This is a genomic window from Streptacidiphilus sp. BW17, from assembly GCF_041262485.1.
In the GTDB taxonomy this organism is placed as follows: domain Bacteria; phylum Actinomycetota; class Actinomycetes; order Streptomycetales; family Streptomycetaceae; genus Streptacidiphilus.
This window is the reverse complement of record NZ_JBGCCR010000002.1, coordinates 220,019-243,130: the sequence shown is the minus strand read 5'-3', so window position 1 is coordinate 243,130 and position 23,112 is coordinate 220,019. Positions and strand designations below refer to the sequence as shown.

General features: G+C 70.5%; 19 protein-coding genes and 2 riboswitches. Of the genes, 12 read left to right on the top strand and 7 right to left on the bottom strand.

Going from position 1 to position 23,112, the window contains the following annotated elements:
• The first annotated feature begins 101 nt into the window (after window positions 1-101).
• On the top strand, window positions 102-1,547 hold the full coding sequence (locus tag ABH940_RS03175) for an Ig-like domain-containing protein (RefSeq protein ID WP_370104167.1): 1,446 nt from the start codon (window positions 102-104) through the stop codon (window positions 1,545-1,547).
• A 111-nt stretch (window positions 1,548-1,658) separates the two neighbouring features.
• Complete coding sequence (locus ABH940_RS03170; RefSeq protein WP_370104166.1) at window positions 1,659-3,614, top strand: MFS transporter; 1,956 nt, start codon at window positions 1,659-1,661, stop codon at window positions 3,612-3,614.
• 116 nt (window positions 3,615-3,730) lie between these two features.
• Here the strand turns inward: ABH940_RS03170 and ABH940_RS03165 are convergent, their stop codons facing one another.
• The 4 genes from ABH940_RS03165 to ABH940_RS03150 all read right to left on the bottom strand — a co-directional run bounded on the left by ABH940_RS03165 (window position 3,731) and on the right by ABH940_RS03150 (window position 7,949).
• Entirely contained in the window at window positions 3,731-5,395 is a 1,665-nt protein-coding gene (locus ABH940_RS03165) for a cytochrome bc complex cytochrome b subunit (protein WP_370104164.1), read from the bottom strand.
• Window positions 5,392-6,459 (bottom strand): Rieske 2Fe-2S domain-containing protein, encoded by a 1,068-nt coding sequence (locus ABH940_RS03160; RefSeq protein WP_370064810.1) that lies wholly within the window; start codon window positions 6,457-6,459, stop codon window positions 5,392-5,394. Before ABH940_RS03160 ends, ABH940_RS03165 begins: the two co-directional genes overlap by 4 nt.
• Complete coding sequence (locus tag ABH940_RS03155; RefSeq protein WP_370064808.1) at window positions 6,456-7,259, bottom strand: c-type cytochrome; 804 nt, start codon at window positions 7,257-7,259, stop codon at window positions 6,456-6,458. The genes ABH940_RS03160 and ABH940_RS03155 overlap by 4 nt, the downstream gene beginning before the upstream one ends.
• A gap of 69 nt (window positions 7,260-7,328) precedes the next feature.
• Window positions 7,329-7,949, bottom strand: a complete 621-nt coding sequence (locus ABH940_RS03150) for a heme-copper oxidase subunit III (protein ID WP_370064806.1) — start codon at window positions 7,947-7,949, stop codon at window positions 7,329-7,331.
• A gap of 380 nt (window positions 7,950-8,329) precedes the next feature.
• Here ABH940_RS03150 and ABH940_RS03145 point away from each other — a divergent pair, with 380 nt between their 5' ends.
• The 3 genes from ABH940_RS03145 to ABH940_RS03135 all read left to right on the top strand — a co-directional run bounded on the left by ABH940_RS03145 (window position 8,330) and on the right by ABH940_RS03135 (window position 11,787).
• Window positions 8,330-8,746, top strand: coding sequence for a hypothetical protein (locus tag ABH940_RS03145; protein WP_370064804.1), 417 nt, complete (start codon window positions 8,330-8,332; stop codon window positions 8,744-8,746).
• 186 nt (window positions 8,747-8,932) lie between these two features.
• Window positions 8,933-10,012, top strand: a complete 1,080-nt coding sequence (gene trpD, locus ABH940_RS03140) for an anthranilate phosphoribosyltransferase (protein WP_370104162.1) — start codon at window positions 8,933-8,935, stop codon at window positions 10,010-10,012.
• A gap of 127 nt (window positions 10,013-10,139) precedes the next feature.
• A riboswitch (SAM riboswitch) is annotated at window positions 10,140-10,272 on the top strand.
• Between the two features lie 126 nt (window positions 10,273-10,398).
• Complete coding sequence (locus ABH940_RS03135; protein ID WP_370064800.1) at window positions 10,399-11,787, top strand: aminotransferase class V-fold PLP-dependent enzyme; 1,389 nt, start codon at window positions 10,399-10,401, stop codon at window positions 11,785-11,787.
• Between the two features lie 24 nt (window positions 11,788-11,811).
• On the opposite strand, the gene ABH940_RS03130 is transcribed toward ABH940_RS03135, so the two are convergent.
• Entirely contained in the window at window positions 11,812-12,093 is a 282-nt protein-coding gene (locus tag ABH940_RS03130) for an Lrp/AsnC family transcriptional regulator (RefSeq protein ID WP_370064798.1), read from the bottom strand.
• A complete protein-coding gene (locus tag ABH940_RS03125) occupies window positions 12,090-12,968 on the bottom strand; it encodes a rhomboid family intramembrane serine protease (protein WP_370104282.1) in 879 nt (292 codons plus the stop codon). Before ABH940_RS03125 ends, ABH940_RS03130 begins: the two co-directional genes overlap by 4 nt.
• A gap of 148 nt (window positions 12,969-13,116) precedes the next feature.
• Between ABH940_RS03125 and ABH940_RS03120 the strand changes: the two genes are divergently transcribed.
• From ABH940_RS03120 to ABH940_RS03095, 6 genes are all read left to right on the top strand, one after another.
• Window positions 13,117-13,386, top strand: a complete 270-nt coding sequence (locus ABH940_RS03120; RefSeq protein ID WP_370064794.1) for a hypothetical protein — start codon at window positions 13,117-13,119, stop codon at window positions 13,384-13,386.
• A gap of 131 nt (window positions 13,387-13,517) precedes the next feature.
• The gene (locus tag ABH940_RS03115) at window positions 13,518-14,894 is read left to right on the top strand and encodes an NYN domain-containing protein (RefSeq protein WP_370064792.1); all 1,377 of its coding nucleotides are present in this window, start codon (window positions 13,518-13,520) and stop codon (window positions 14,892-14,894) included.
• 352 nt (window positions 14,895-15,246) lie between these two features.
• Entirely contained in the window at window positions 15,247-16,251 is a 1,005-nt protein-coding gene (locus ABH940_RS03110; protein ID WP_370104160.1) for an NlpC/P60 family protein, read from the top strand.
• 357 nt (window positions 16,252-16,608) lie between these two features.
• Window positions 16,609-16,765, top strand: a riboswitch (cyclic di-AMP (ydaO/yuaA leader).
• A gap of 11 nt (window positions 16,766-16,776) precedes the next feature.
• Entirely contained in the window at window positions 16,777-17,841 is a 1,065-nt protein-coding gene (locus ABH940_RS03105; protein WP_370064788.1) for an NlpC/P60 family protein, read from the top strand.
• 384 nt (window positions 17,842-18,225) lie between these two features.
• Window positions 18,226-19,248: an NlpC/P60 family protein gene (locus ABH940_RS03100; protein WP_370064786.1), complete on the top strand. Its 1,023-nt coding sequence runs from the start codon at window positions 18,226-18,228 to the stop codon at window positions 19,246-19,248.
• Window positions 19,248-20,579, top strand: a complete 1,332-nt coding sequence (locus ABH940_RS03095; protein ID WP_370064784.1) for a hypothetical protein — start codon at window positions 19,248-19,250, stop codon at window positions 20,577-20,579. Before ABH940_RS03100 ends, ABH940_RS03095 begins: the two co-directional genes overlap by 1 nt.
• Here the strand turns inward: ABH940_RS03095 and ABH940_RS03090 are convergent.
• Window positions 20,569-21,885 (bottom strand): glycosyltransferase 87 family protein, encoded by a 1,317-nt coding sequence (locus tag ABH940_RS03090; RefSeq protein ID WP_370064782.1) that lies wholly within the window; start codon window positions 21,883-21,885, stop codon window positions 20,569-20,571. The two genes, ABH940_RS03095 and ABH940_RS03090, sit on opposite strands and share 11 nt — an antisense overlap.
• A 47-nt stretch (window positions 21,886-21,932) precedes the next feature.
• On the opposite strand from ABH940_RS03090, the gene ABH940_RS03085 reads away from it, so the two are divergent.
• Window positions 21,933-23,063, top strand: coding sequence for a glycosyltransferase family 4 protein (locus ABH940_RS03085; protein ID WP_370064780.1), 1,131 nt, complete (start codon window positions 21,933-21,935; stop codon window positions 23,061-23,063).
• The last annotated feature ends 49 nt before the right edge of the window (window positions 23,064-23,112 follow it).

Here is a 23,112-nt window from a genome sequence, read left to right as displayed (position 1 = left end):
GTGTTACCCGGACCACTCCGGTGGGTCAGCGGAGCGGTGGAAAATGTCCTGATTTCCTACGATGTGACGGAGCGTCGAAATCTGGAAGAGGGTGGTACCGCATGAAGTCCGCGAAGTCGGTATGGGTGCGCAGTCTGCTCACCGGCGCGGTGCTGGCGACCCCGCTGGTCCTGACGGCCTGCAGCGGGGGAGGAGTCGAGCCGCCGGCCCAGGTGGACGCGGCCACGCTGGTCCAGGTCTCCCCGACGGCCGACGGCAGGACGGGCGTCGACCCGAACCTGCCCGTCGTCATCACCGCGAGGAACGGCGGCCGGCTGACCGACGTCACCGTCGTCGCCGACAACGGCCGCCATGTGGCGGGCACGCTGGCCGCGGACGGCCGCTCCTGGCGCTCCAGCGGCCCGCTGGCGATCGCTACGCACTACACGGTCCACGTGACCGCCGCGAACGGCGACGGACGCGGCAGCGTCCAGCGGGACTTCACCACCCTCAACTCCTCCGCGCTGCTCACCGCGACGATGACCCCGGGCGACCACGCGGTGTACGGCGTCGGGGAACCCATCGCCGTCGCGCTCAGCGCGCCGGTGCACGACCCGGCTGCGCGGAAGATCGTGGAGCGGGCGCTGACCGTGCGTTCCACGCCACAGGTGGTCGGCGGCTGGTACTGGGTGGACGACAAGACGCTGCATTTCCGTCCGCAGTCCTACTGGCCGGCGCACGCGACGATCGCGGCCGCCTTCGACCTCGGCGGCGCACGCGTCCAGAACGGCCTCTACGGGGGCGCTCCGGCCTCCGTGGCCTTCCGCACCGGGGACCGGATGCTCGCGGTCACCGACGCCGCCAGCGACTACCTGACGGTCTACAAGAACGGCCAGGAGATCCGCAGCATCCCGGTGACCACCGGAAAGCCCGGCTTCTCCACCCGCAACGGCATCAAGGTGGTCCTGGAGCAGTCGCAGGAGGTCTTCATGAACTCCTCGACCGTCGGCATCGCCGCGGACAGCTCCAACGCCTACCACCTGGACGTCTACTGGGACACCCGGGTCACCTGGAGCGGCGAGTTCGTGCACGCCGCGCCCTGGTCGGTCGGCTCCCAGGGCGTCGCCAACGTCAGCCACGGCTGCACGGGCATGAGCACCGGCAACGCCGAGTGGTTCTACAACGCCTTCCGGCGGGGGGACCTGGTCCAGGTGATCAACAGCGCGGGCCACCAGATGGAGCCGTTCGGCAACGGCTTCGGCGACTGGAACCTCAGCTGGTCCGCGTGGCAGCAGGGCACCGCGCTCGGCGGCCCGGTCCGCACCGCGCCGGTGACGGCGGCGGACCTCGCGGCGGCGAGCTCCTCGACGTCCACGACCACGGCGTCCACGACCACGGCCTCCACCACGGCCTCCACCACCACCGCGTCCACGACGGCGTCCACGACGGCGTCGACCACGGCGTCGACGACGGCGTCCGTTTCGGGCTCCGGCGCAGCGGGCGGTGACGCGACGCGGCAGGGCGGCGCAGGCGCGCTGACGGCGGGTTACCTCCGGCCGGGCACCTGAGGCAGAACACCTGAGGCCACGCACCCCTCCTTCGAAAACTCCTGCGAACACGGAGCGCCCCCTCCACAATGGGGTGCTGCGTGATCAGGGGAGTGATCGAGGGAGGGGTGCGTGGCAGGCAGAGAACTCGGCAGACGGTTGACGCTGCCGATCGTGCTGGTCGGAACGTTCATGGCGATCCTGGACGTCGCCATCGTCAATGTGGCGATCCCGTCCATCCGTTCCGGACTCGACGCGGGGTTCGGCGCGGTGGAACTGGTGGTCTCCGGATACACCATCGCCTATGCGTCGCTGCTGGTGACGGGCGGGCGGCTCGGGGACATCCTGGGCCGCAAACGAATGTTCGTGCTGGGGTTGCTGGTCTTCACGGCCGCCTCGGCACTGTGCGGGGCGGCACCGGACATCCCGGTGCTGGTGCTGGCCCGGGTGTTGCAGGGCGTCGGCGGGGCGATGCTCTACCCGCAGGTGCTGGCCATCATCCAGACCACCTACACGGGCGCCGAACGCGGCAGGGCGCTGGGCGTCTTCGGCGCGGTGATCGGGATCGCGTCGATCGCCGGTCAGCTGATCGGGGGCGCGCTGCTGGCGCTGAACCTGTTCGGGTGGACCTGGCGGCCGGTCTTCCTGGTCAATGTACCCGTAGGGATCCTCGCGGCGGTGGCCGCCGTGGTGTGGCTGCCGGACGACCGGAGCGAGTCGCGGACGCGGCTGGACCTCGGCGGCGCCGGCCTGGTGACGGCGCTGCTGCTGCTGGTCAGCGTGCCGCTGTTGCTGGGCAGGGATGAGGGGTGGCCGCTCTGGCTGGTGCTGCTGCTGGTCGCGTCGCTGCCGGTGGGCTGGGTCTTCCTGCGGTTCGAGCGCGGCGTCGCGTCCCGTGGCGGGCAGCCGCTGGTACGGCTGGACCTCTTCCGGAACAGGGGATTCGCCGGCGGCGTGCCGATCGCGATCCTGTTCATGATGTCCTACGCGGGGTTCCTCTTCACCCTCGCCGTCTACCTGCAGACGGGGCTCGGCTTCTCTCCGCTGAAGTCGGCGCTGGTCTACACGCCGAGCGCGGTGGGGTTCTTCGCCGCCTCGCTGGTGGCGCCCCGACTGGTCCCGATGCTGGGGCGCCACGTCCTCGGCGCCGGCTACGTGCTGGCGGCGCTGGGTCTGTTCGGCACGGCCGCGACGGCGGCGGTCGCCGGGAGCTCGCTGACGGTCTGGTCACTGGCACCCACCATGCTGCTGACCGGCATCGGCCAGGGTTTCGGCATGAGCCCGCTGGTCGGCACCATTCTCTCCGGCGTGCCACCGCAGGACGCGGGCGGCGCGTCGGGCATCGTCACGACGTCGATGCAGACGGCGAACGTGCTGGGCGTCGCGCTCTTCGGGCTGCTCTTCTTCAGCCTCGTCGGTACGCAGCCGCCGGGCGCGGCGTACACCACGGCGTTCGGCGAGCTGATGCCGATCAGCGCGGCGCTGCTGCTGGGCGCGGCCCTGCTGGTCCACCGGCTGCCGGTCAGCCCGGGACAGCCTGCGAACGCGCTGATCGAGCGCCTTCCGGGCTGGGCGGGCGGCTTCGCCTGGTCGATGTTCCTCGCCACCGGCGGCCGGGTCGGCCAGTCGTTCTTCGACGAGTTGCTCAGCCGCGTCCGCGGCCAGCGGCTCACCCGCACTGAGCAGGCACCGGAACGGCTGGGCGAGTTCCTCGCCTTCCACTACCGCGAGCACGAGTCGGCCGACACGGCCTGGCTCGCGTACCTCCAACGCGAGGCGCTGGCGTACGGGGACCGCACGATTCCGAAGGAGGACGAGCGCGAGCCGGTCATCCGCGCGCAGATCGCGGAGGTGACACGCCGCCAGGAAGCGGGTCTGATCGACCCGGAGCTGGACCCGGCCCTCTTCCGCCTGCTCTGCTTCGCCCTGGCGAGCTACCCGGCGCTGCTGCCGCAGATCACCCGGATGGCGACCGGACTCTCCCCCCACGACCCGGAGTTCGTCGCCCGCTGGGAGGGGTTCATCCGGAGGATAGGAACGGACCTGGAGTTGCAGGTGCCTCAGGGGCGCGGGGAACTGCGCGAGTAACCACCCGGTGCGGAGGTGGTCTGCCCGCTCGTGGCGGCAACAGCAAGGGCCCCCTCCCGACTTCGGGAGGGGGCCCTACCGCTGTGGCGGCGGCTTACTGCAGGTGCGCTGCGCGCTTAGTGGTGGCCGTGGCCGCTGGTGAGCTCGGCGTGCTCCTCGGCCGTCGGCTTCGCGATCTGGCTCTGCGGGCCGAAGTAGCCGTCGGAGAGCTTCGCGCGGAGCTTGGCGACGCGACCGACCTTGCGCTTGACGCCGTTCTCGTCGACCGCCGGGGGCAGCTCGGCCGGGGCGTTCTGCTCGTGGGCGGTGAGGCGGAACAGCTCGTCCTGCGGCAGCTGCGCGTGGACCTCGATGAACTCACCGTGGGGCAGGCGCTTGATCGTGCCGGTCTCGCGACCGTGCAGGATCTTGTCCCGGTCCGCGCGCTGCAGACCCATGCACCAACGCTTCGTCACGATGAACGCGATGACCGGGCCGACGAAGAACAGGATGCGGCAGGCCCAGGTGATCGAGTCGATCGACAGGTGCAGGTGGGTGGCGAACAGGTCGTTGCCGCCGCCGACCAGCAGGATGATGTACTCCACGATCCACGCGACGCCCAGACCGGTGCGGACCGGGGCGTTGCGCGGGCGGTCGAGGATGTGGTGCTCGCGCTTGTCACCGGTGATCCAACCCTCGATGAAGGGGTAGAGCGCGATGACGACGAACATCAGACCGAAGACCACGAGCGGGATGAAGACGCCCAGCACCAGGGTGTGACCCCAGGCCCGGATCTCCCAGCCCGGCATGATGCGGATCAGGCCCTCGGAGAAGCCCATGTACCAGTCCGGCTGGGCGTCGGTGGACACCTGGTCGGGGCGGTAGGGACCGTACGCCCAGATCGGGTTGACCGAGGCGATCGCCGAGACGAACGCGATGACACCGAAGACCAGGAAGAAGAAGCCACCGGCCTTGGCCATGTAGACCGGCATCAGCGGCATGCCGACGACGTTCTTCTCGGTGCGGCCGGGGCCCGCGAACTGGGTGTGCTTGTGGTAGAAGACCAGGATCAGGTGGGCCACCAGCAGGCCCAGCATGATGCCCGGGATCAGCAGCACGTGGATCGTGAAGAAGCGCGGGATGATGTCGTTGCCCGGGAACTGACCCCCGTACAGGAACATCGCCAGGTAGGAGCCGACGATCGGCACCGACAGGATCGCGCCCTCCATGAAGCGGATACCCGTACCGGACAGCAGGTCGTCCGGGAGCGAGTAGCCCATGAAGCCGTCGAACATGCCCAGGAAGAGCAGCAGGAAGCCGAACAGCCAGTTGATCTCACGCGGCTTGCGGAACGCGCCGGTGAAGAAGACGCGCATCATGTGCACCAGCATGGCCGCGACAAAGACGATCGCCGCCCAGTGGTGGATCTGACGGATCAGCAGACCGCCGCGCACGTCGAAGCTGATGTCCAGCGCCGACTCGTACGCCGCGGACATCTTGATGCCCTGCAGCGGCACGTACGAGCCGTGGTAGACGACCTCGGCCATGCTGGGCTGGAAGAACAGCGTCAGGTAGACGCCGGTCAGGATGATGATGATGAAGCTGTAGAGGCAGATCTCACCGAGCATGAAGGACCAGTGGTCCGGGAAGATCTTCCGCAGGTTGGACTTGGCCAGGTTGTAGATGCCGAGGCGGCCGTCCGCCCAGTCTGCAGCCTTCTCGCCGAGGTGCTTCTGCTCGACGCCGGCCTCGCTGTGGCCGATCTGCTCCACGTGGGAGTCCTCGTGTGCGTGGGTACTCATTCGCTGCGCTCCCAGAAGCCGGGGCCGACGGGGGCGGTGAAGCCGTTGAGGGCCTCGAGGTTGCCAGTCGTGTCGATCCCGATCTGCAGCTGCGGCAGCGGGTGACCGGCCGGGCCGAAGATGACGCGGGCGCCGTCCGACAGGTCGAACGTCGACTGGTGGCACGGGCAGAGGACGTGGTGCGTCTGCTGCTCGTAGAGGCTGATCGGGCAACCGACGTGGGTGCAGATCTTGGAGAAGGCCAGCACGCCCTGGTAACCCATGGACGCCGACTTCTTGTCCTTGATGTCGGACGGCTGCATGCGAACCAGCATCAGCGCGTCCTTGGCGATGCGCTCCTGGAAGTCGTCGTCCGTCTCCGAGAGGTCGGACGGCATCGCGAAGGTCAGCGAACCGACCTGGACGTCGGAGGCCTGGATCGGTTCACCGGTGTTCATGTTCTTCAGGAGCATCCCGGCCTTCCAGCCGGTGGTCTCCAGCTTGTTCTCCGGCAGCGGGCCCAGGTCGCGGAAGAGCACGACCGCGGAGAGCGGGACCATCGCCATGGCGCCGATCATCGTGTTGCGGATCAGCTTGCGACGGCCGAAGCCCGACTCCTTGGAGCCCTGGCGGAAGTCCGAGAAGACCTGCTCGCGGACCGCCGGGGTGGCCTCGATCGGGTGACGCTCGGAGATGTGCTCCTCGTCCGACATCAGCGTGCGGGCCCAGTGGACCGCGCCGGCGCCGATGGCGAACAGCGACACGCCCAGCGAGACGCCGAGGGCGAAGTTCAGCGGGGCCACGTTGCCGATGGGCCAGATGTAGACGTGGTGCGTCGGCCCCGGCTTGAAGATGACATAGCTGGCGATGAAGGCCACGGTGGCCACCATCGACAGCATGAACCACATCGCGACCTGGCGCTCCGCACGGCGGGCGGCCTTCTCGTCGATGTCGGTGCGGCGGTGCTCGTGGGGCGGCAGGCCCGGGTCGGCGAAGTAACCGTCAGGTCCTACGACGGGTTCGCCGCCCTGGCCGTGCGAGGCCTCCGGCAGGTGTTCTTCAGACATGTTGTCCTGGCTCGTCATGACTTCTTGGCCTTGGGGGTGCGGGCAGCGACCCAGATCGCCACGCCGATCAGGGCGCCCAGCGCGAAGATCCAGCCGAAGAGACCCTCGGAAACCGGACCGATGGAGCCCAGCGTCATACCGCCGTAGCTCGGGTTGGAGTTGCTGTTCGTCGCGTGGGTGACGTAGGCGACGATGTCCTTCTTCTGCTGCTCCGGCATCGTGGAGTCAGGGAAGAGGGGCATGTTCTGCGGGCCGGTCAGCATGGCCTCGTAGATGTGCTTGTCGCTGACGCCCGCCAGCGGCGGTGCGTACTTGCCCTCGCTCAGTGCGCCACCGGCGCCCGCGAAGTTGTGGCACTGCGCGCAGTTGGTGCGGAACAGTTCGCCACCTGCCGCGACGTCACCACCGGTGTACTGGTCGGCGGAGGGGATCGCCGGGCCCGCGCCCAGCGTGCCGACGAAAGCGGCGAGCTGGTCGATCTGAGCCTGGTTGTAGATGACCTTCTTCGCGGGCACCTGGGGGCCGGGCTGCTGCGCGGGCATACGGCCGGTGCCGACCTGGAAGTCGACGGCCGCCTGGCCGACGCCCACCAGGGAGGGTCCGTCCTTGGTGCCTTGTCCTTCCAGACCGTGGCAGCTGGCACAGCCGACCTGGTACAGCCGCTTGCCCTCCTCGACCTGGAGGGACTGGCTGGCGTCGGCCGATGCGCTGCTCGTCGGCGCGAGCGCGGCATACAGCCCCCCGGTGAACGCCAGCGCGAAGATGAGGACGACGAGCGCTGCCAGCGGGTGGCGCCGTCGTGCGGAGAGCTTTTTCACGGATTAACCCCGGTGTGAGGATCTGGAGCGTCTTGGAGTCCGGTAGACCGTCAGGACGGTCCGGCCCTGCTACTTGATCAGATAGATGGTCGCGAAGAGGCCGATCCAGACCACGTCGACGAAGTGCCAGTAGTACGACACGACGATGGCCGCGGTCGCCTGCTCATGCGTGAAGCGCTTGGCCGCATAGGTGCGCCCGAGCACCAGCAGGAACGCGATCAGACCACCCGTCACGTGCATCCCGTGGAAGCCGGTGGTGAGGTAGAACACCGAGCCGTAGGGGGAGGACGACAGCGAAAGGCCGTCGTGCTTGACCAGCTCCGTGTACTCGTAGATCTGACCGCCGATGAACATCGAGCCCATGATGAAGGTCACGATGAACCAGGCCCGGAGCTTCTTCACGTCGCCGCGCTCGGCGGCGAAGACACCCATCTGGCAGGTGAACGAGGAGAGCACCAGGATCGTGGTGTTCGTTGCGGAGAAGGGAACGTTCAACGCCTGGTTCTGCGAGTGCCAGAAGGCGGTACCCGTCACCGAACGAAGCGTGAAGTACATCGCGAAGAGGGCCGCGAAGAACATCAGCTCGGAACTCAGCCAGACGATGGTTCCGACGCTGGTGAGGTTCGGCCGGTTGACCGAACCGTGTGCGTGCCCGGTTTCTACTGCAGTTGCTGTCGCCACGACCGACATTATGTCGGTCCCTTATTCCGCACTAACGCCGGGGGGTCATCCTCGGTGTGTCCGGGGTGTGACGTACCCTCCGACCTCGCCGATCTTCCTGTTCTCCCTCGAATGGCCTGCCCATTCGGCGCGTGTCGCGCTTGCGCGACGGGCCGTGGTGTCCCTCGAAGTAGTGAAGGGGATGGGGCTGTCCGGGCCGAGTCCGGCGGAAGACGACGCCTCGGCCGTCACGTTACGGGGGAGACCGTCGTTGTCCCGGTGTTGTGTTCACCCGGTGTTGTGGCGTGCGGGACACGAGTAGCATCCGGAGCGAGCACCCCGCAGTGGCCCCGATCACACTCACGTCGATTCACACTCGCGTCGATGACACCCGAGGGGGAGTACGAGCGATGGCACTGAACATCCTTGTCTACAGCGACGACCGGAACACCCGTGAGCAGGTGCGCCTGGCGCTCGGCAAGCGGCCGGACGCGGAGCTGCCGGAGCTCGCCTACTTCGAGTGCGCCACCGCGCCGGCGGTCGTGGCTGCGATGGACGCGCACAGCAAGGGCGCCAAGCGGGTCGACCTGCTGGTGCTGGACGGCGAGGCGGTGCCGCTGGGCGGCATGGGCCTGTGCCGCCAGCTGAAGGAGGAGATCTACCAGTGCCCGCCGGTGCTGGTGCTGATCGGCCGTCCGCAGGACTCCTGGCTCGCCACCTGGAGCCACGCCGACGCGGCGGTCCCGGCGCCGGTCGACCCGGTCGCGCTGGTGGAGACGGCGTGCGCGCTGCTGCGCCCCGGGCACCGTCCGTCGCTGGCGAGCTGAGGCGCTGGCAAGCTGAGGCGTTGACGGGCTGAGGCGTTGACGGGCTGAGGCGCCGACGCGGTGAGCTGCGGGCCAGGCTGAGAACGTACGTCTCGCCGCGTGAGATCTTGCGTCTTGCAGGGTGTGCCGCTCGATAGGCTGGGCCGGTCTGGCAGATCAGAACCCGGCCTTCGAGAGGCGACAGCCATGGTGCACTCCAATCCTGCGTTCGGCGGCGACGACCCCGCGCGGGTGCGCACCTGGCCGGACGTCCTGATGCCGCTGTTGTCGGGCGAGGACCTCTCCGCGGCGGACACCGCCTGGGCGATGGACCAGATCTTCTCCGGCGAGGCGACCCCGGCCCAGGTGGCCGGCTTCATGGTCGCGATGCGCGCCAAGGGCGAGACGGTGGAGGAGATCACCGGTCTGGTCGAGGCGATGTACGCGCACGCCACGGTGATCGAGGTCCCCGGCCCCGCCGTCGACATCGTCGGTACCGGCGGCGACCGGGCCAAGACCGTCAACATCTCCACCATGTCCGCGATCGTCGCGGCGGGCGCGGGCGCGCGGGTCGCCAAGCACGGCAACCGGGCCGCGTCCAGCGCGAGCGGCGCGACGGACGTGCTGGAGAAGCTGGGCGTCAACCTCGCCCTGACGCCGCGTCGGGTGGCGGAGGTCGCGGTGGAGACGGGCATCACCTACTGTCCGGCGCCGGTCTTTCACCCCTCCATGCGGCATGCCGCGACGGCGCGCGCGGAGCTGCGCGTCCCCACCTTCTTCAACCTGCTCGGCCCGCTGACCAATCCGGCCCGGGTGGGCGCGAACGCGGTCGGCTGCTTCGACCGGCGCATGGCCGGTCTGATCGCCGGCGTGCTGGCGCGCCGGGGCAACTCGTCGCTGGTCTTCCGCGGCGACGACGGCTTGGACGAGCTGACCATCACCACGACCTCGACCGTGTGGCGGGTGAGGGAAGGCGAGGTCGAGCAGTTCGTCTTCGACCCGCGTGAGGTCGGCATCTCCCTGGCCCCGATCGAGGCGCTGCGCGGCGCGGACGCGTCCTTCAACGCGGAGGTCGCCCGACGGGTGCTGGCGGGCGAGCGGAGCCCCGTCCGGGACGCGGTGGTGCTGAACAGCGCGTCGGCGCTGGTGGCGCTGGAGCAGGGCGGTTCCACCGCGCCGTTCGTGGAGCAGATGCGCTCCGCGATGGAGCGGACCGCCGAGTCGATCGACTCGGGCGCGGCGGAGCGCAAGCTGGCCGAGTGGGCCAACGCGACCTCGAAGGGGTAGTTGCGGTACCTCCAGGGGCGCGGGGCTCTGCTGAAGTGCGGCTCCGCCGCGCCCCTGGACAGTGCAGCGTCCCATTATCTGAAACGCGCTTCGCCCACGGAGTGAACATCTGCCATACTCCCTGACAGGTCACGAGTGATAGCACGCGGCGTCAGCCGCTGAAGCCCCGGCTCGCTGTCCGGCAACCCTCCAACCGTGGTGGGGTGCCTCCGGGTGACGACCAGGCCTGTGGCGAGAACGCCGCCAGGCAAGCGCGGATCTCCCGAGGAGTGTTCTCGTGTCGAAGCGAATGCGGTAGAGGCTCTCAGCGCCTCCAACTCTCCGTTCCCTGCCCCGTAGCCCGGGGTTCGTTCGCATACCCATGTGCAACTTCCGGAGGTACCGCCATGTCTGTCGTCGCCCGTAATGTCACTATTTCTGAGCATGTGACTGTTTGCGCTCCGCTCGAGGTCCTCGGCCGGGACGTCGAGGTCCCGCTGGTCTCCGGCGAGAAGGTCACCTACGCCGCGCTCGACTACGCCGCCAGCGCGCCCGCGCTCCAGCGGGTCTGGGACGACGTCGCCGCGTACGCGCCGTACTACGGCAGCGTCCACCGGGGCGCGGGGTACCTCTCGCAGCTGTCCACGGACCTGTTCGAGCAGAGCCGGGCGACGGTCACGGACTTCCTCGACCTGCGTGAGGGCGACCAGGTCGTCTTCACCCGGGCCACCACCGACTCGCTCAACCTGCTGGCCGGCGCGCTGCCCGCCGGGACCCGCGTCTTCGCCTTCGAGACCGAGCACCACGCCTCGCTGCTGCCCTGGCCGGGACGTGGCCTGGAGGTCACCTACCTCCGCGCGCCGCGCTCGCCGGAGCAGGCCGTGGCCGCGCTGGACGAGGCGCTGCGCGCCGCAGGCGGGGGACCGAAGCTGGTGTGCGTCACGGGCGCGTCCAACGTGACGGGGGAGATCTGGCCGGTCCGGGAGCTGGCTGCCACCGCGCACGCCTACGGTGCGCGCATCGTGCTGGACGCCGCGCAGTTGGCGCCGCACCATCGGGTCTCGGTGCGCGAGCTGGACGTGGACTGGGTGGCCTTCTCCGGGCACAAGCTCTACGCGCCGTTCGGCGCAGGGGTGTTGGCGGGACGTGCCGACTGGCTCGACGACGCGCAGCCGTACCTCGCGGGCGGCGGCGCGAGCCGTACCGTGGCGCGGGAGGTGGACGGTTCCGTCGCCGTCGAGTGGCACCAGGGCCCGGCCCGGCACGAGGCGGGCTCGCCGAACGTGATCGGTGCCTACGCCGTCGCCTCGGCCTGCCGGGCGCTGACCGAGATCGGGTTCGACGCGCTTCAGGAGCGCGAGCAGCAGCTGATCGACCGGCTGCGGGCGGGCCTCGCGGAGGTGCCGCAGGTACGGGTGCTGACGCTCTTCGGGGAGGACCACCCGCGCGTGGGCGTGCTCTCCTTCGTGGTGCAGGGCTGGAACAGCTCGCACTTCGCCGCCGCGCTCTCCGCCGAGTACGGGATCGGCGTGCGCGACGGTCTGTTCTGCGCGCACCCGCTGGTGCGGACGCTTCTCGGGGGCGAGGAAGCCGCTCCCTCCCAGTGCGGCGCGCCGGAGGCGTCCCTGCCGGGGGAGCGCAGTCTGAACGCGATCCGGGTCAGCTTCGGCGCCGGCACGCCGGTCGAGCACGTGGACCGGTTCCTGCACGCCGTACGGGAGTTGGTGACCGACGGGGCGCAGTGGTCCTACCGCACCGAGGGCGGTCGCTGCGTGCCGGACACCCGTCGCGGCTGAACGGTACGGGAGACGGGGCGCGGCTCAGTCGTCGAGCCCGATGGCGAAGGCCGCGTCCAGGTCGTGGGAGGAGTAGGTGCGGAACGCCACGTGCGTCTCGGTGTGCGCGACGCCCGGAACCTTGTTGACCTGACCGGGGATCACGTCGGCCAGCTCCTCGTGCGCGCGCACCCGCACGACGGCGATCAGGTCCCAGCCGCCGGTGACCGAGTAGACCTCGGTGACGTTGTCCAGCGCCGCGATGCTCTCCGCGATCTCCGGGATCCGGTCGACGCTGGCCTTGATGAGGACAATGGCGGTGATCACGGAGTCTCCTGTCGCGCGGGATGCGGGCTCTCACATGCTAGTGCTGCGGCCGGACGCGCGACCCCGCGACCGCGTCGGCCTCCCCGCTGCCCGCTGCGCCGCCCGCCGCGACGCCACAGCAGCCAGGCGAAGGCGAAGCCGCCGGCGAAGCCGATCAGGTGGGCGGCGTAGGCTACGCCCGGGACGGACGGGTCGGTGGCGCGGATGGAGAGCCACTGCACCAGGAACCAGAAGCCCAGCACCAGCCAGGCGGGGAACCGGAGCGGCAGGAAGAGCAGCAAGGGGATCAGACTGGTGATCCGTGCCCGGGGATAGAGACAGAGGTATGCCCCGAGTACGCCCGCGATCGCGCCCGACGCACCGACCAGGGTCTGCGTCGCGCCCGGGCTGCCCGCCTCGAAGAGGGCGTAGCCGTAGGTGGCCAGATAACCGAGTGCCACATAGAAGAGGAGAAAGGCCACCGGGCCGATCCGCTCCTCCACCATCGCGCCGAAGACGAAGAGGAAGAGCATGTTGCCCGCCAGGTGCAGCCAGCCGCCGTGGACGAACATGGCGGTGAGCACCGAGAGTGCCGGGACCTTGGGCAGGCCGGTGTCGGTCGGGCACCGGTGTGAGAGGTGCAGTCGGAGCACCGCGTTGTGGAGCAGCTCGGCCGGGACCACGCCCCAGCGGTGGTAGTACGCGGTCTCGGCACAGGCCCGGAGCGTGCCCGAGCCGTAGAGGGGGTCGAGGCCGGAGACCGGGCCGACCACGAAGACCAGGACGCAGAGCGCGATCAGTCCGTAGGTCGCGACCGGGACGAACGGCACCGGTCGGGGAACGCCGTCAGCAGTCGTCGGAGCCGCCGGGGGTGCCGGATCCGCCGGGGTCGCCATGGTCACCATGGACAAAGCATTCCTTCTCCGGACGAATCTGACACCCGTTCGTGGAGGCCTGTGGGGGACCGTGCCCGAGGGCAGCGCCCAGGCCATAGGGTTTACCGGACAGCTCGCTGACGCTGCCCGCCGACGAGAGGATCTCGCCATGGCCGTCCCGCTTCCCACCGAGGGAACCCGCTGGCGCTGCACCCTGTGCGGCAACCTGACCCGCTTCGACGTCACCCGCTCCTCACGGGTCGTCGAGTTCGTCCATCTGGACCTGGCCGGGGACCCCACCGTCGAGGAGCGCGAGGTGCTCAGCGAGACCGTCGAGTCGGTGCGCTGCCGCTGGTGCGACGCCGTCGACCAGATCGAGCTGGTGGACCGCCCCGGCGCCGAGGCCGAGGCCGCCGAGCAGGCCGCACGTCAGAAGTAGTCCGCCGTCGGGGGCGACCCCGAGACGGGCCGGGGACACGGCGGACGTGGCGGAGCGACAGGCGGGGGGCGTCGGCGGGGAGAATAGCGGTCCGGGCGGTACGTCCCCCGGAGCGGATCGGAGCGGATCAGGTGGAGCAGCCAGACCAGGCGTCGACGCCCGCGGAGGGCGGTGACCCCGCGCTGCCCGAGGGCGGCGAGGCGCTTGCGCGCCCGCTGCCGGAGGGCGTGCGGCGCCGGGTGGTCGGCATCGCCGCCGACGCGCTCGGCGGCCTCGCGGCGGGCGACCTGCCGATCCGGCTGCGTCCCTACGGGAAGTTCACCCGCGAAGCCCGCGTCAAGCGCGGGGCCACCGCGATCGCCGCCGCACTGGAGACCGACTCGCTGTTCCGCTCCCGGATCGCCGAGCGGCTCCGGCAGGGCCAGCCGGACCTGGTCGCCGCGCTGGAGGCCGGTACCGTCCCGGCTGCCGCCGACCCGCAGGACGTGGCCGCCGCCGCGTACCTGCTGCGCACCGCGGGCTGGACCCGGATCGTGGAGGGCGTCGGCGAGGAGGTCGAGCGCGCCGAACACGAGGGCGCCGCAGCGGAGTCGGCCCGGCTGGCCGAGAAGCTCCAGGACGAGCTCGTCGCCCTGCGCGCCGCCGCCCGTACCGAAGCCGAGCGGGCCAAGGCCGACCTGGACGTGGCCCGGAAGGACGGCGACAGCCTGCGCCGTCAGTTGCGTTCGCTGGCCGCCGACACCAAGCGCGCCGAGGCCGCCACCCGCAAGGCGGTGGCCGAGCTGGAGGCGCTGCGCGCGACCGGGGCCACCGAGCGGGGGGCGCAGGACAGCGAGGTGCGCCGGCTCAAGCACCGCGTGGCCGAGCTGGAGACGGCGCTGGAGGCCTCCCGGCGCGCGGCGCGCGAGGGGCGCTCGGCGGAGGAGATGCGGCTGCGGCTGCTGCTCGACACCGTGGTCCAGGGCGCCCAGGGCCTCCAACGCGAGCTCGGCCTTGCGCCGCTGAGCGGCCGTCCGGCCGACTCGGTCGAGGCGGTCTCGCCGGTTGCCGCCTCGCCGCACGACGTGGCCCGCCGGGCGCTGGAGGGGGACGACCCCGCCCTGCTGGAGCAGCTGCTCCAGTTGCCGCAGGTCCACCTGCTGGTCGACGGATACAACGTCACCAAGACCGGCTGGCCCGGGATGGCGCTGGACCGGCAGCGTCAGCAGCTGCTGCGCGGGCTCGGCCTGCTGGCGGCGCAGACCGGTGCCGAGATCACCTGCGTCTTCGACGGGCAGGACCTGGACGGTCCGATCCCGATGGCGCCGCCGCCGCGCGGGGTGCGGGTGCTGTTCAGCCGGACCGGGGAGACCGCCGACGAGCTGATCCGCCGTCTGGTCCGCGCGGAACCGGAGGGACGACCGGTCGTGGTGGTCTCGACAGACCGTGAAGTAGCGGACGGAGTGCGCAAATCGGGCGCACGCCCGGTCCCGTCCACGATGCTGCTGCGGCGGCTGATCCGCTCGTGACGGGGTGGCGAGGATGTTGCGAACGCCACTTCCCAGCGCGCGTGCTTGTTTGGGGGCGATGCGTGGCGGAGTGCCAATGAGCGCTTCTGACCTGGGCTTTGTGACGGTCCGCGACGCGCGTGGGCGGCTTCGTGATCTTGAGGCTTTGTTAAGAGCGGACGTCCGATCCGGTCACGGGGAAGACACGAGGCCTCCTCAATCACTATTGTCATCGCGCAAACGTCCGCACTCGTGTTCCAAACATCGTGTTTCAGCCGTGCACTCTGTCGTGCATGCGGACGAGTCCGCGTGTGAAGGGATTGCATCCGTCGTGGCCAATCATCGTCGTCCCAGGCAGACCAGCCGTGCCCGCGTGTCCGTGCTGACCGCGGCAGCGGCGACCGTGGTGGCGTTGTCCGCCCAGACCGCTGCCCAGGCTGCCCCGACCGTCTCGGTCAAGGACGCCCAGACCCAGGTGGACGCAGACCGCCAGGACGCATCCGTCAAGACGGAGCAGTACGACAACGCCCACCAGCAGCAGCAGAACCTGCAGCAGAAGGTGGCGGTCATCCAGCAGGAGATCGCGCGTCAGCAGGCGCAGATCAACAACGAGCTGGGCCAGCTCGGGCAGATCGCCAACGCGCAGTACGCGTCCGGCGAGATCGACCCCACCGTGCAGCTGCTGCTCTCCTCGGACCCGCAGCACTTCCTGGACCAGGCCACCTCGCAGGACGAGCTCACCGCCAACCAGACCTCCGAGCTGTCCCAGCTGGTGGCCCAGGAGGAGACGCTCAACCGGGAGAAGACCCAGGCCGCGTCCGAGCTGGCCCAGGAGCAGGCGCTGCTCTCGCAGATGAGCGCGGCGAAGTCGGAGGCGCTGGCCAAGCTGGCCCACGCGCAGTCGATCCTCAGCACGCTGACTGCCGCCGAGCAGGCCGCGGTCAACAACGCCAATAACGGCGGCGGTTACGGCAGCGGCGGCTCCACCAGCAACTGGAACGGCACCATCGACCTGAGCGGCATCTCCTCCACGGCGCGCACCGCGATGCTGGCGGCCGAGCAGTGGATCGGCAAGACCCCCTACCTGTGGGGTGGTTCGACCCCGTCCGGCTTCGACTGCTCGGGCCTGGTCATGTGGGCGTACGGCCAGGCGGGCGTCTCGCTGCCGCACTCCTCCTACTCCGACGAGTCGGTGGGTTCGCCGGTGGCGAGCCTGGCCGACGCACAGCCCGGCGACATCATCGTCCTGGAGCAGGGCGGCCACGTCGGCCTGTACGCCGGAAACGGCATGCTGCTCAACGCGCCGGAGTACGGCTACGACGTCTCGGTGCAGCCGTTGTCCTACTTCGGCTCGATTGTCGCGATCCGCCGCATGTGATCTCGTCTGTCAGTGTTCCGGTGCGTCAGCTGACGCGCCGGAATGTGGCGCGCCGACGGATCTGTGAATCCACTCACAGGTCATGCGCACGAAATCGCCTCATCCTGCGGGCGAATGACCGAATTGGCCCCCATGTCATGGCTGTTGGTCATGGCGTGGCTACGTTGTGTCCCCTGGGTGACGAGTCGTCGTAAGTGACTCGTGTTTTTTCTGACAAGGATTTGAACTGATCACGGTTCGGTCACTAGGGTCATGGGCCGAACCTCCGCGCAGGCGTTCGCCCATCCCGGGCGACAGCGGCGGTTACCGTCGAGTTCGACGACGCGGCAGGGCCATCCGGCACCCAGGGCGGCCCAACTGGGGAAGCCGTCGAGTCGGAGCCGGGGACCCACCTTCCTCGGGGTGAATCGGCGCCCGGTCGGCCGGTGTGAATCCGGACCGATGAAGCGTCGTAGGGCCTACTTCCTGGTCCGAACCCGTCAGCTCACCCGGTAGGCGGACGTAGGAAGAAGGAGTGTCGCCTTCGTGGCGTCCCATCGTCGTCCCAAGTCCCCCAGTCGTACCCGCATAACCGTTCTCACGGCAGCCGCCGCCACCGCGGTCGCGGTCTCGGCCCAGACGGCGCAGGCAGCGCCGAAGCCGACCATCAGCCAGCTTCAGGCCCAGCTCCAGCAGCTCAACGTCGAGTCCGACACCGCGATCCAGAAGTACGACCAGGCTCAGTCGGAGCTCCAGCAGCAGCAGGGCAAGGTCAACACTCTGCAGCAGCAGATCGCCCGTCAGCAGGCGGACGTCAACACCAAGCTCGAGTCGGTCGGCGAGATCGCGAACCAGCAGTACGCGGACGGCGCCGTCGACCCGACCGTCCAGCTGCTCCTCTCCTCGAGCCCGACGGACTACCTCACCAAGGCCTCCTCGCTGGGCCAGGTCACGGACAGCCAGGCGAGCCAGATCCAGGCGCTCAAGACCGCCGAGCAGGCCCTGGGCGGCCAGAAGGCCCAGGCCGAGCAGGCGCTCCAGCAGATCCAGGCCACCAACAAGCAGTTGTCCGCGCAGAAGTCGCAGGTCCAGCAGAAGATCGCGCAGACCCAGGCGCTGCTGAACTCGATGACCGCGGCCCAGCAGGCCGCCGTTGCCCGTGCGCAGGCCGCCGCCAACCAGGCCGCGGAGGCCGCCGCCGCCAAGGCCAACTCCGGCAGCTCCGGCGGCTCGGTCAACCTCGGCTCGTCCACGGCGGGCAACTCGGTGGAGGCCGCCGCCTTCGCCGCGGCGCAGACCCGTATCGGCTCGCCCTACGTCTGGGGCGCGACCGGCCCGAGCTCCTTCGACTGCTCCGGCCTGATGCAGTGGGCCTACGCGCAGGCGGGCGTCTCCATCGGCCGCACCACCTACGACCAGATCGACGCCGGCACGGCGGTCAGCTCCACGGCCGACCTGCAGGTGGGTGACCTCGTCTTCTTCAACGACGACTCGCACGTCGGCATGTACGCGGGCAACGGGATGATCCTGCACGCCCCGCACACGGGCGCGGACGTCCGCTACGAGTCGATCGACACGGTCGGCAGCATCTACGCGATGCGTCACATCTGATCGCGGCTCATGTCGCGTGCCACGGGCCCCGCTCCGATCCGGAGCGGGGCCCGTTCGCGTTCACCCCGGCTCACCCCGCCTCACTCGGACGGCCGTACGGGAGTGTCCTCCTTCGTGGTGGGTCGGTGTCCTGGGCAGGTGCGGAACCTCGGGGCGACCAGCAGACTCGTTCACCTGAGCGGCATTCGATGTGATTTTTCAGCTCTTGGGAGCTTGGACTGCTTCTGTCCGAATCGCTAACGTCAGCGCTCGGTTCCGTCCCGGAGATCATCCGGGAGAACCCTGGACCTGATGGTCCTCGACAAGCGGAGAGCGGAGAGCGAGCAGGTGGCGTCCCATCGACGAGGCAGACGCGTCGGACCGTCAGTGCTGTCGCGAGCCGCGGTGACCGTCGCTGCGGCGACCGCCGCGATGCTCACGGCCCCCGGCGGCGCGCACGCCGACCCCGTCCCCGGCGGGGCCGGCACAGCCGGCGCGAGCGGCAGTCTCACCCCGGACGAGGTGCAGCAGCAAGTCGACGCCCTCTACGCGCAGTCCGAGTCGGTCGGGCAGCAGGCCGACAGCGCACAGGAGCGGGCGGCCCGACTGCAGCACCGCGCCTCGCTGCTGCAGCAGACGCTGGCCGAGGAGCAGGCGAGCGCCAACGCGCTCGCGGCGCGGCTGGGCGAGGTGGCCACCGAGCAGTACCAGAGCGGCAGCATGGACCCGGTGATGCAGCTGCTGTTCAGCGCCCATCCGGCCGACTACCTCAGCCGCGCCGCCTCGCTCGACGAGGTGGACGCCGGTACCGCCGACGAGCTGGTCCAGCTGAGCGGTGTCGAGCGCGAGATCGAGCAGGGCAAGGCCGAGGTGCTGGCCCAGTACAGCGAGCTGGAGCAGGTGCGGCGGACCATCTCCACCACCAAGGCCGAGGCGCAGCGCCGGCTGGGCGCCGCCCAGGCGCTGCTCGGCTCGCTGACGGCGGCTCAGCGCGACCAGCTGCAGCAGGCCGAGGACGCCTCGGCCCAGCTCGCCGCCCAGGCAGCCGATTCGGTACTGCCTCCGGACCAGGGCCCGGCCGACTCCGCCGCCGCGGCGGCGCTGGCGGCGGCCCGGAGCGCGATCGGCAGCCCGTACGTCTACGGCGCGACGGGTCCTGGCGCGTTCGACTGCTCCGGTCTGATGTACTGGGCCTGGCGGCACGGCGGGGTGTCGCTGCCGCGTACGTCGCAGGAGCAGGCCTTCGCCGGGCGACGCGTGCCGGTGTCGGAGATCCGTCCGGGAGACCTGGTGATCTACTTCGGGGACATGCACCACGTCGGCATGTACGCGGGTAGCGGCATGGTCATCCACGCCCCGTACCCCGGCGCCCGGGTCCGCTACGAGAACATGCGCGACATGCCGATCGCCGCGGTGGTCCGCCCTTGATGGCGGCCGGTCAAGGACTCACCCGCCGACGGGTGCTGGTCAGCGGCGCGGCCCTGGTGGCGGCGGCTGGCGGCGCGACGGCCTGGGCGGCGTGGGCGGACGCCGCCGACGACCGGCGTGAGCAGCGGGCGGTCGAGGTCGAGCAGACGCTGGCCCGCCGGGCCGCCGCCGTCCTGGCCCGCGACGCCGCCGCACTGGCGGCCACCGTCGTCCCCGTCGCGAGCGGCGGTTCGGTGGCGACCGACCTGAGGCGGCGTCAGTACACGCTGGTCGCCAACCTGGCCGAGGTGCCGCTGGGCGACTGGCGCTACCGGGTCACCGCGCTCGACGCGTTCCCGCTGTCGCCGGTCCTCGGGGCGGGGGAGCGGGTGGCCGTGGCGGTCGAGCTCGGCTACCGGCTGGCGGGCTTCGACGCGCAGTTGGAGACCGCGACCCAGTACCTGACCTTCGAGCGGCAGCCCGACGGCCGTTGGCTGCTGGCATCCGACGGCACCGAGGGCGGGGACCACCCCGGCGGCACCGTGCTGATCTGGGACCTCGGCCCGGTCCGGGCGGTCCGCGGCCGGTACAGCCTGGTCCTCGGACTGCGCGACCCGGCCACCCTGGCCGCGATCGGCGCGGAGGCCGACCGCGCGGTCCCGGCCGTCAGCGCCGTCTGGGGGACCAGGTGGGGACAGCGCACCGTCGTGCTGGCCCCGCTGGCGAGCGACCAGTTCGGTGCGCTGCTCGACGCCGATCCGGCGGCCTTCGCCGACATCGCCGCCGTCACCACCGGCGAGCTGGGTGCGTCCGAACTCGGCCGGACCGAGCGGATCACGCTCAACCCGGTCGCCTGGGACGGTCTCAGCGCTCTGGGCCGACGGGTCGTCACCACCCACGAGACCACGCACGTCGCCACCCGCGCGGAGACCGTCACCTGGACGCCGCGCTGGCTCTCCGAGGGCGTTGCGGACTGGACCGGCTACCTCGGCACCGGCCGTACCCCGCAGCAGATCGCCGTCGAACTCGGCAGCGCCCTGACCTCCGGCGGCCCGGGCAGCTCGGGCGCTGCAGCCCGGCTGCTGGCGGCCCTGCCCGCCGACGCCGACTTCGCCGGCACCGCACCCGCCCTGCAGGAGGCGTACCAGAAGGCCTGGTTCGCCTGCCGCAGCGTCGTGCTGCACCACGGACAGGCCAAGCTGGTCGCGCTCTACGCCGCCGTCGCCGCGACCGGCGGCCGGGGTGGGCAGGACGCGGCGGTGGACGACGCGCTCCACTCGACGCTGGGCGTCGGCACCGCCGCGTTCACCGCGCAGTGGCGCGCGGACGTGGAGGCGGCGCTCAGGCGCTGACCTCTTCGGCGTCGCGCTCGCGTTCCACGGCGTCCGGCACCTGCGGCAGTTCGGGCGACGCGCTGGAGACGGTCGCCCGCCAGAGCCGGACGAAGGCCAGCACCGCCGCGGCGAGCAGCAGCAGGTTGCGGGTCCCTATGATCACCAGGCCCAGCTCGGTCCGGCCGGTCAGCTGGCCGAACATGAACGGGAACTCGACCGTGGTCACCGGCACCGCCACCGCCACCAGCCACGCCACCGGTCGCATCACCGAGCCCCGCAGCGTGAGGCAGACGGCGGCCAGCCCGACCAGCCACAGCAGGTACTGCGGGCTGATCACCCGGCTGGTCACCACGAAGAGCAGCACCGCGGTCAGCCCCGCGTCGGCGGCGGTCGCGGGCGTCCAGTTCCGGACGCGCAGCCGCCACAGCGCGAGCAGGGCGAAGGCGATCACCGAGCTCGCCACCATCACCCCGCTCATCGTGGCCACATGCGGGCCGAGCACCTCGAGCGAGCCGTAGTTCATCGCCACGGTGCCCTGCCAGTGCAGGAAGACGCTGGCGAACAGGAACGGCAGGGCGCCCAGCGACTCCACCTCGATGCCCCGGCCCTCCTGGAAGCCGAGGAAGGAGAACGCGCCGTGCGTGGAGACCAGGAAGAGGAAGCCGACCAGCGCCGCGCTCAGCGCGCACGACGTCACGACCTTGCGCCAGCGCCGTCCGCGACCCGCGCCGATCAGCAGCAGCACCGGCCACACCTTCAGCATCGCGCCGACGGCGGTCAGCACCCCGGCCAGCTTCGGCCGCCGGACCAGCGCGACCAGTGCGGCCATCGCCACGACGGTGACCACCAGGTCGAACCGGGCGTACAGCGTCGGCCCGAGCAGCGGCGGCACCACCACCCAGAGCCAGACGCCCGCCCTGTTGCGGGATGTCCCATCGGTCCGCTCGGTCCCGGAGCGGCGGAGACGCAGCAGCAGCCACAGGCCGAGCGCGTCGCAGAGGCCGATCAGCACCACGAAGCCGACGAAGTAGGACGCGGGCACCGCAAGCGGAGCCAGCATCACGAGGGCGGCCAGCGGCGGATACTGCCAGGTGACGTCGTCCATCGGAAACGTCCCGGAGCGCAGCACCTCGGCCCAGCCCTGGTAGATCACCTTGACGTCGCTGGTCACGTCCATCATGTGCGGTATTTTCAGGACGCCGAGCACCAGCAGGACCACCAGCGCACGTCCCAGCACCCACCCGCACCAGGCGGACGGGACGGTCGGGTCGAACTGGGGACGGTGCCGTCCTGGGGTGGCTCCGTCAGCTGGCTTTTTACGCATTGCCCTATCGTACGGATCAGCCCTCCCCGGACCGAGGAACCGCACGCGTGAACAAGACCCTCATCGTCACCAACGACTTTCCCCCGCGCCAGGGCGGCATCCAGACCTTCGTGCACAACATGGCCGTCCGGCTTCCCGCCGACCAGGTCGTGGTCTACGCCTCCACCTGGCGCGACGGGACCGAGGTGCGCGCGTTCGACGCGGAACAGCCGTTCGAGGTGATCCGGGACCGGACCACCATGCTGCTGCCGACGCCGAGGGTCACCCGACGGGCGGCGGAGCTGCTGCGCGCCCACGGTTGCTCGTCCGTCTGGTTCGGTGCGGCGGCGCCGCTCGGCCTGATGGCCCCGGCGCTGCGTCGCGCGGGGGCTTCGAAACTGCTCGGGATGACCCACGGCCACGAGGCGGCCTGGGCGCAGCTCCCCGGCTCCCGCCAGTTGCTGCGCCGGATCGGCGCGGGCACCGATACGCTCACCTACCTCGGCGAGTACACCCGCTCCCGGATCGCGTCGGCAGTCGGCCCGCAGGCGGCGGCCCGGATGGTCCAGCTGCCGCCGGGCGTCGACGAGAAGACCTTCCACCCCGCCTCGGGCGGCGACGCGGTCCGTGCCCGGCTCGGGCTGGCGGACCGTCCGGTGGTCGTCTGCGTCTCGCGCCTGGTCCGGCGCAAGGGCCAGGACACGCTGATCCGCAGCTGGCCCCGGGTGCTGAAGGCTTTCCCCGAGGCGGTCCTGCTGATCGTGGGCGGCGGCCCGTACCGGGAGGACCTGACGAAACTGGCGGCGGAGACGGGCGTCTCGGCCTCGGTCCGCTTCACCGGCGCGGTCCCCTGGGAGGAGCTGCCCGCGCACTACGGCGCGGGCGACGTCTACGCCATGCCGTGCCGGACCCGCCGGGGCGGGCTCGACGTCGAGGGCCTGGGCATCGTCTATCTGGAGGCGTCCGCGACCGGGCTGCCGGTCGTCGCCGGTGACAGCGGCGGTGCGCCGGACGCGGTGCAGGAGGGCGAGACGGGATATGTCGTCGGGGGCCGTGATCTGGACGCTCTCGCGGAGCGGCTGATTCTTCTTCTGGGCGACGAGGGATTGCGCGCGCGAATGGGAGCGGCGGGGCGGAAATGGGTCGAGGAGGCCTGGCGCTGGGATTTGCTCGCGGAGCGGCTCGAGGGACTGCTCTAAGTCAGTCCTTTATCTCCCCGGAATTTTCACGATCGCCGATCCGGATGCT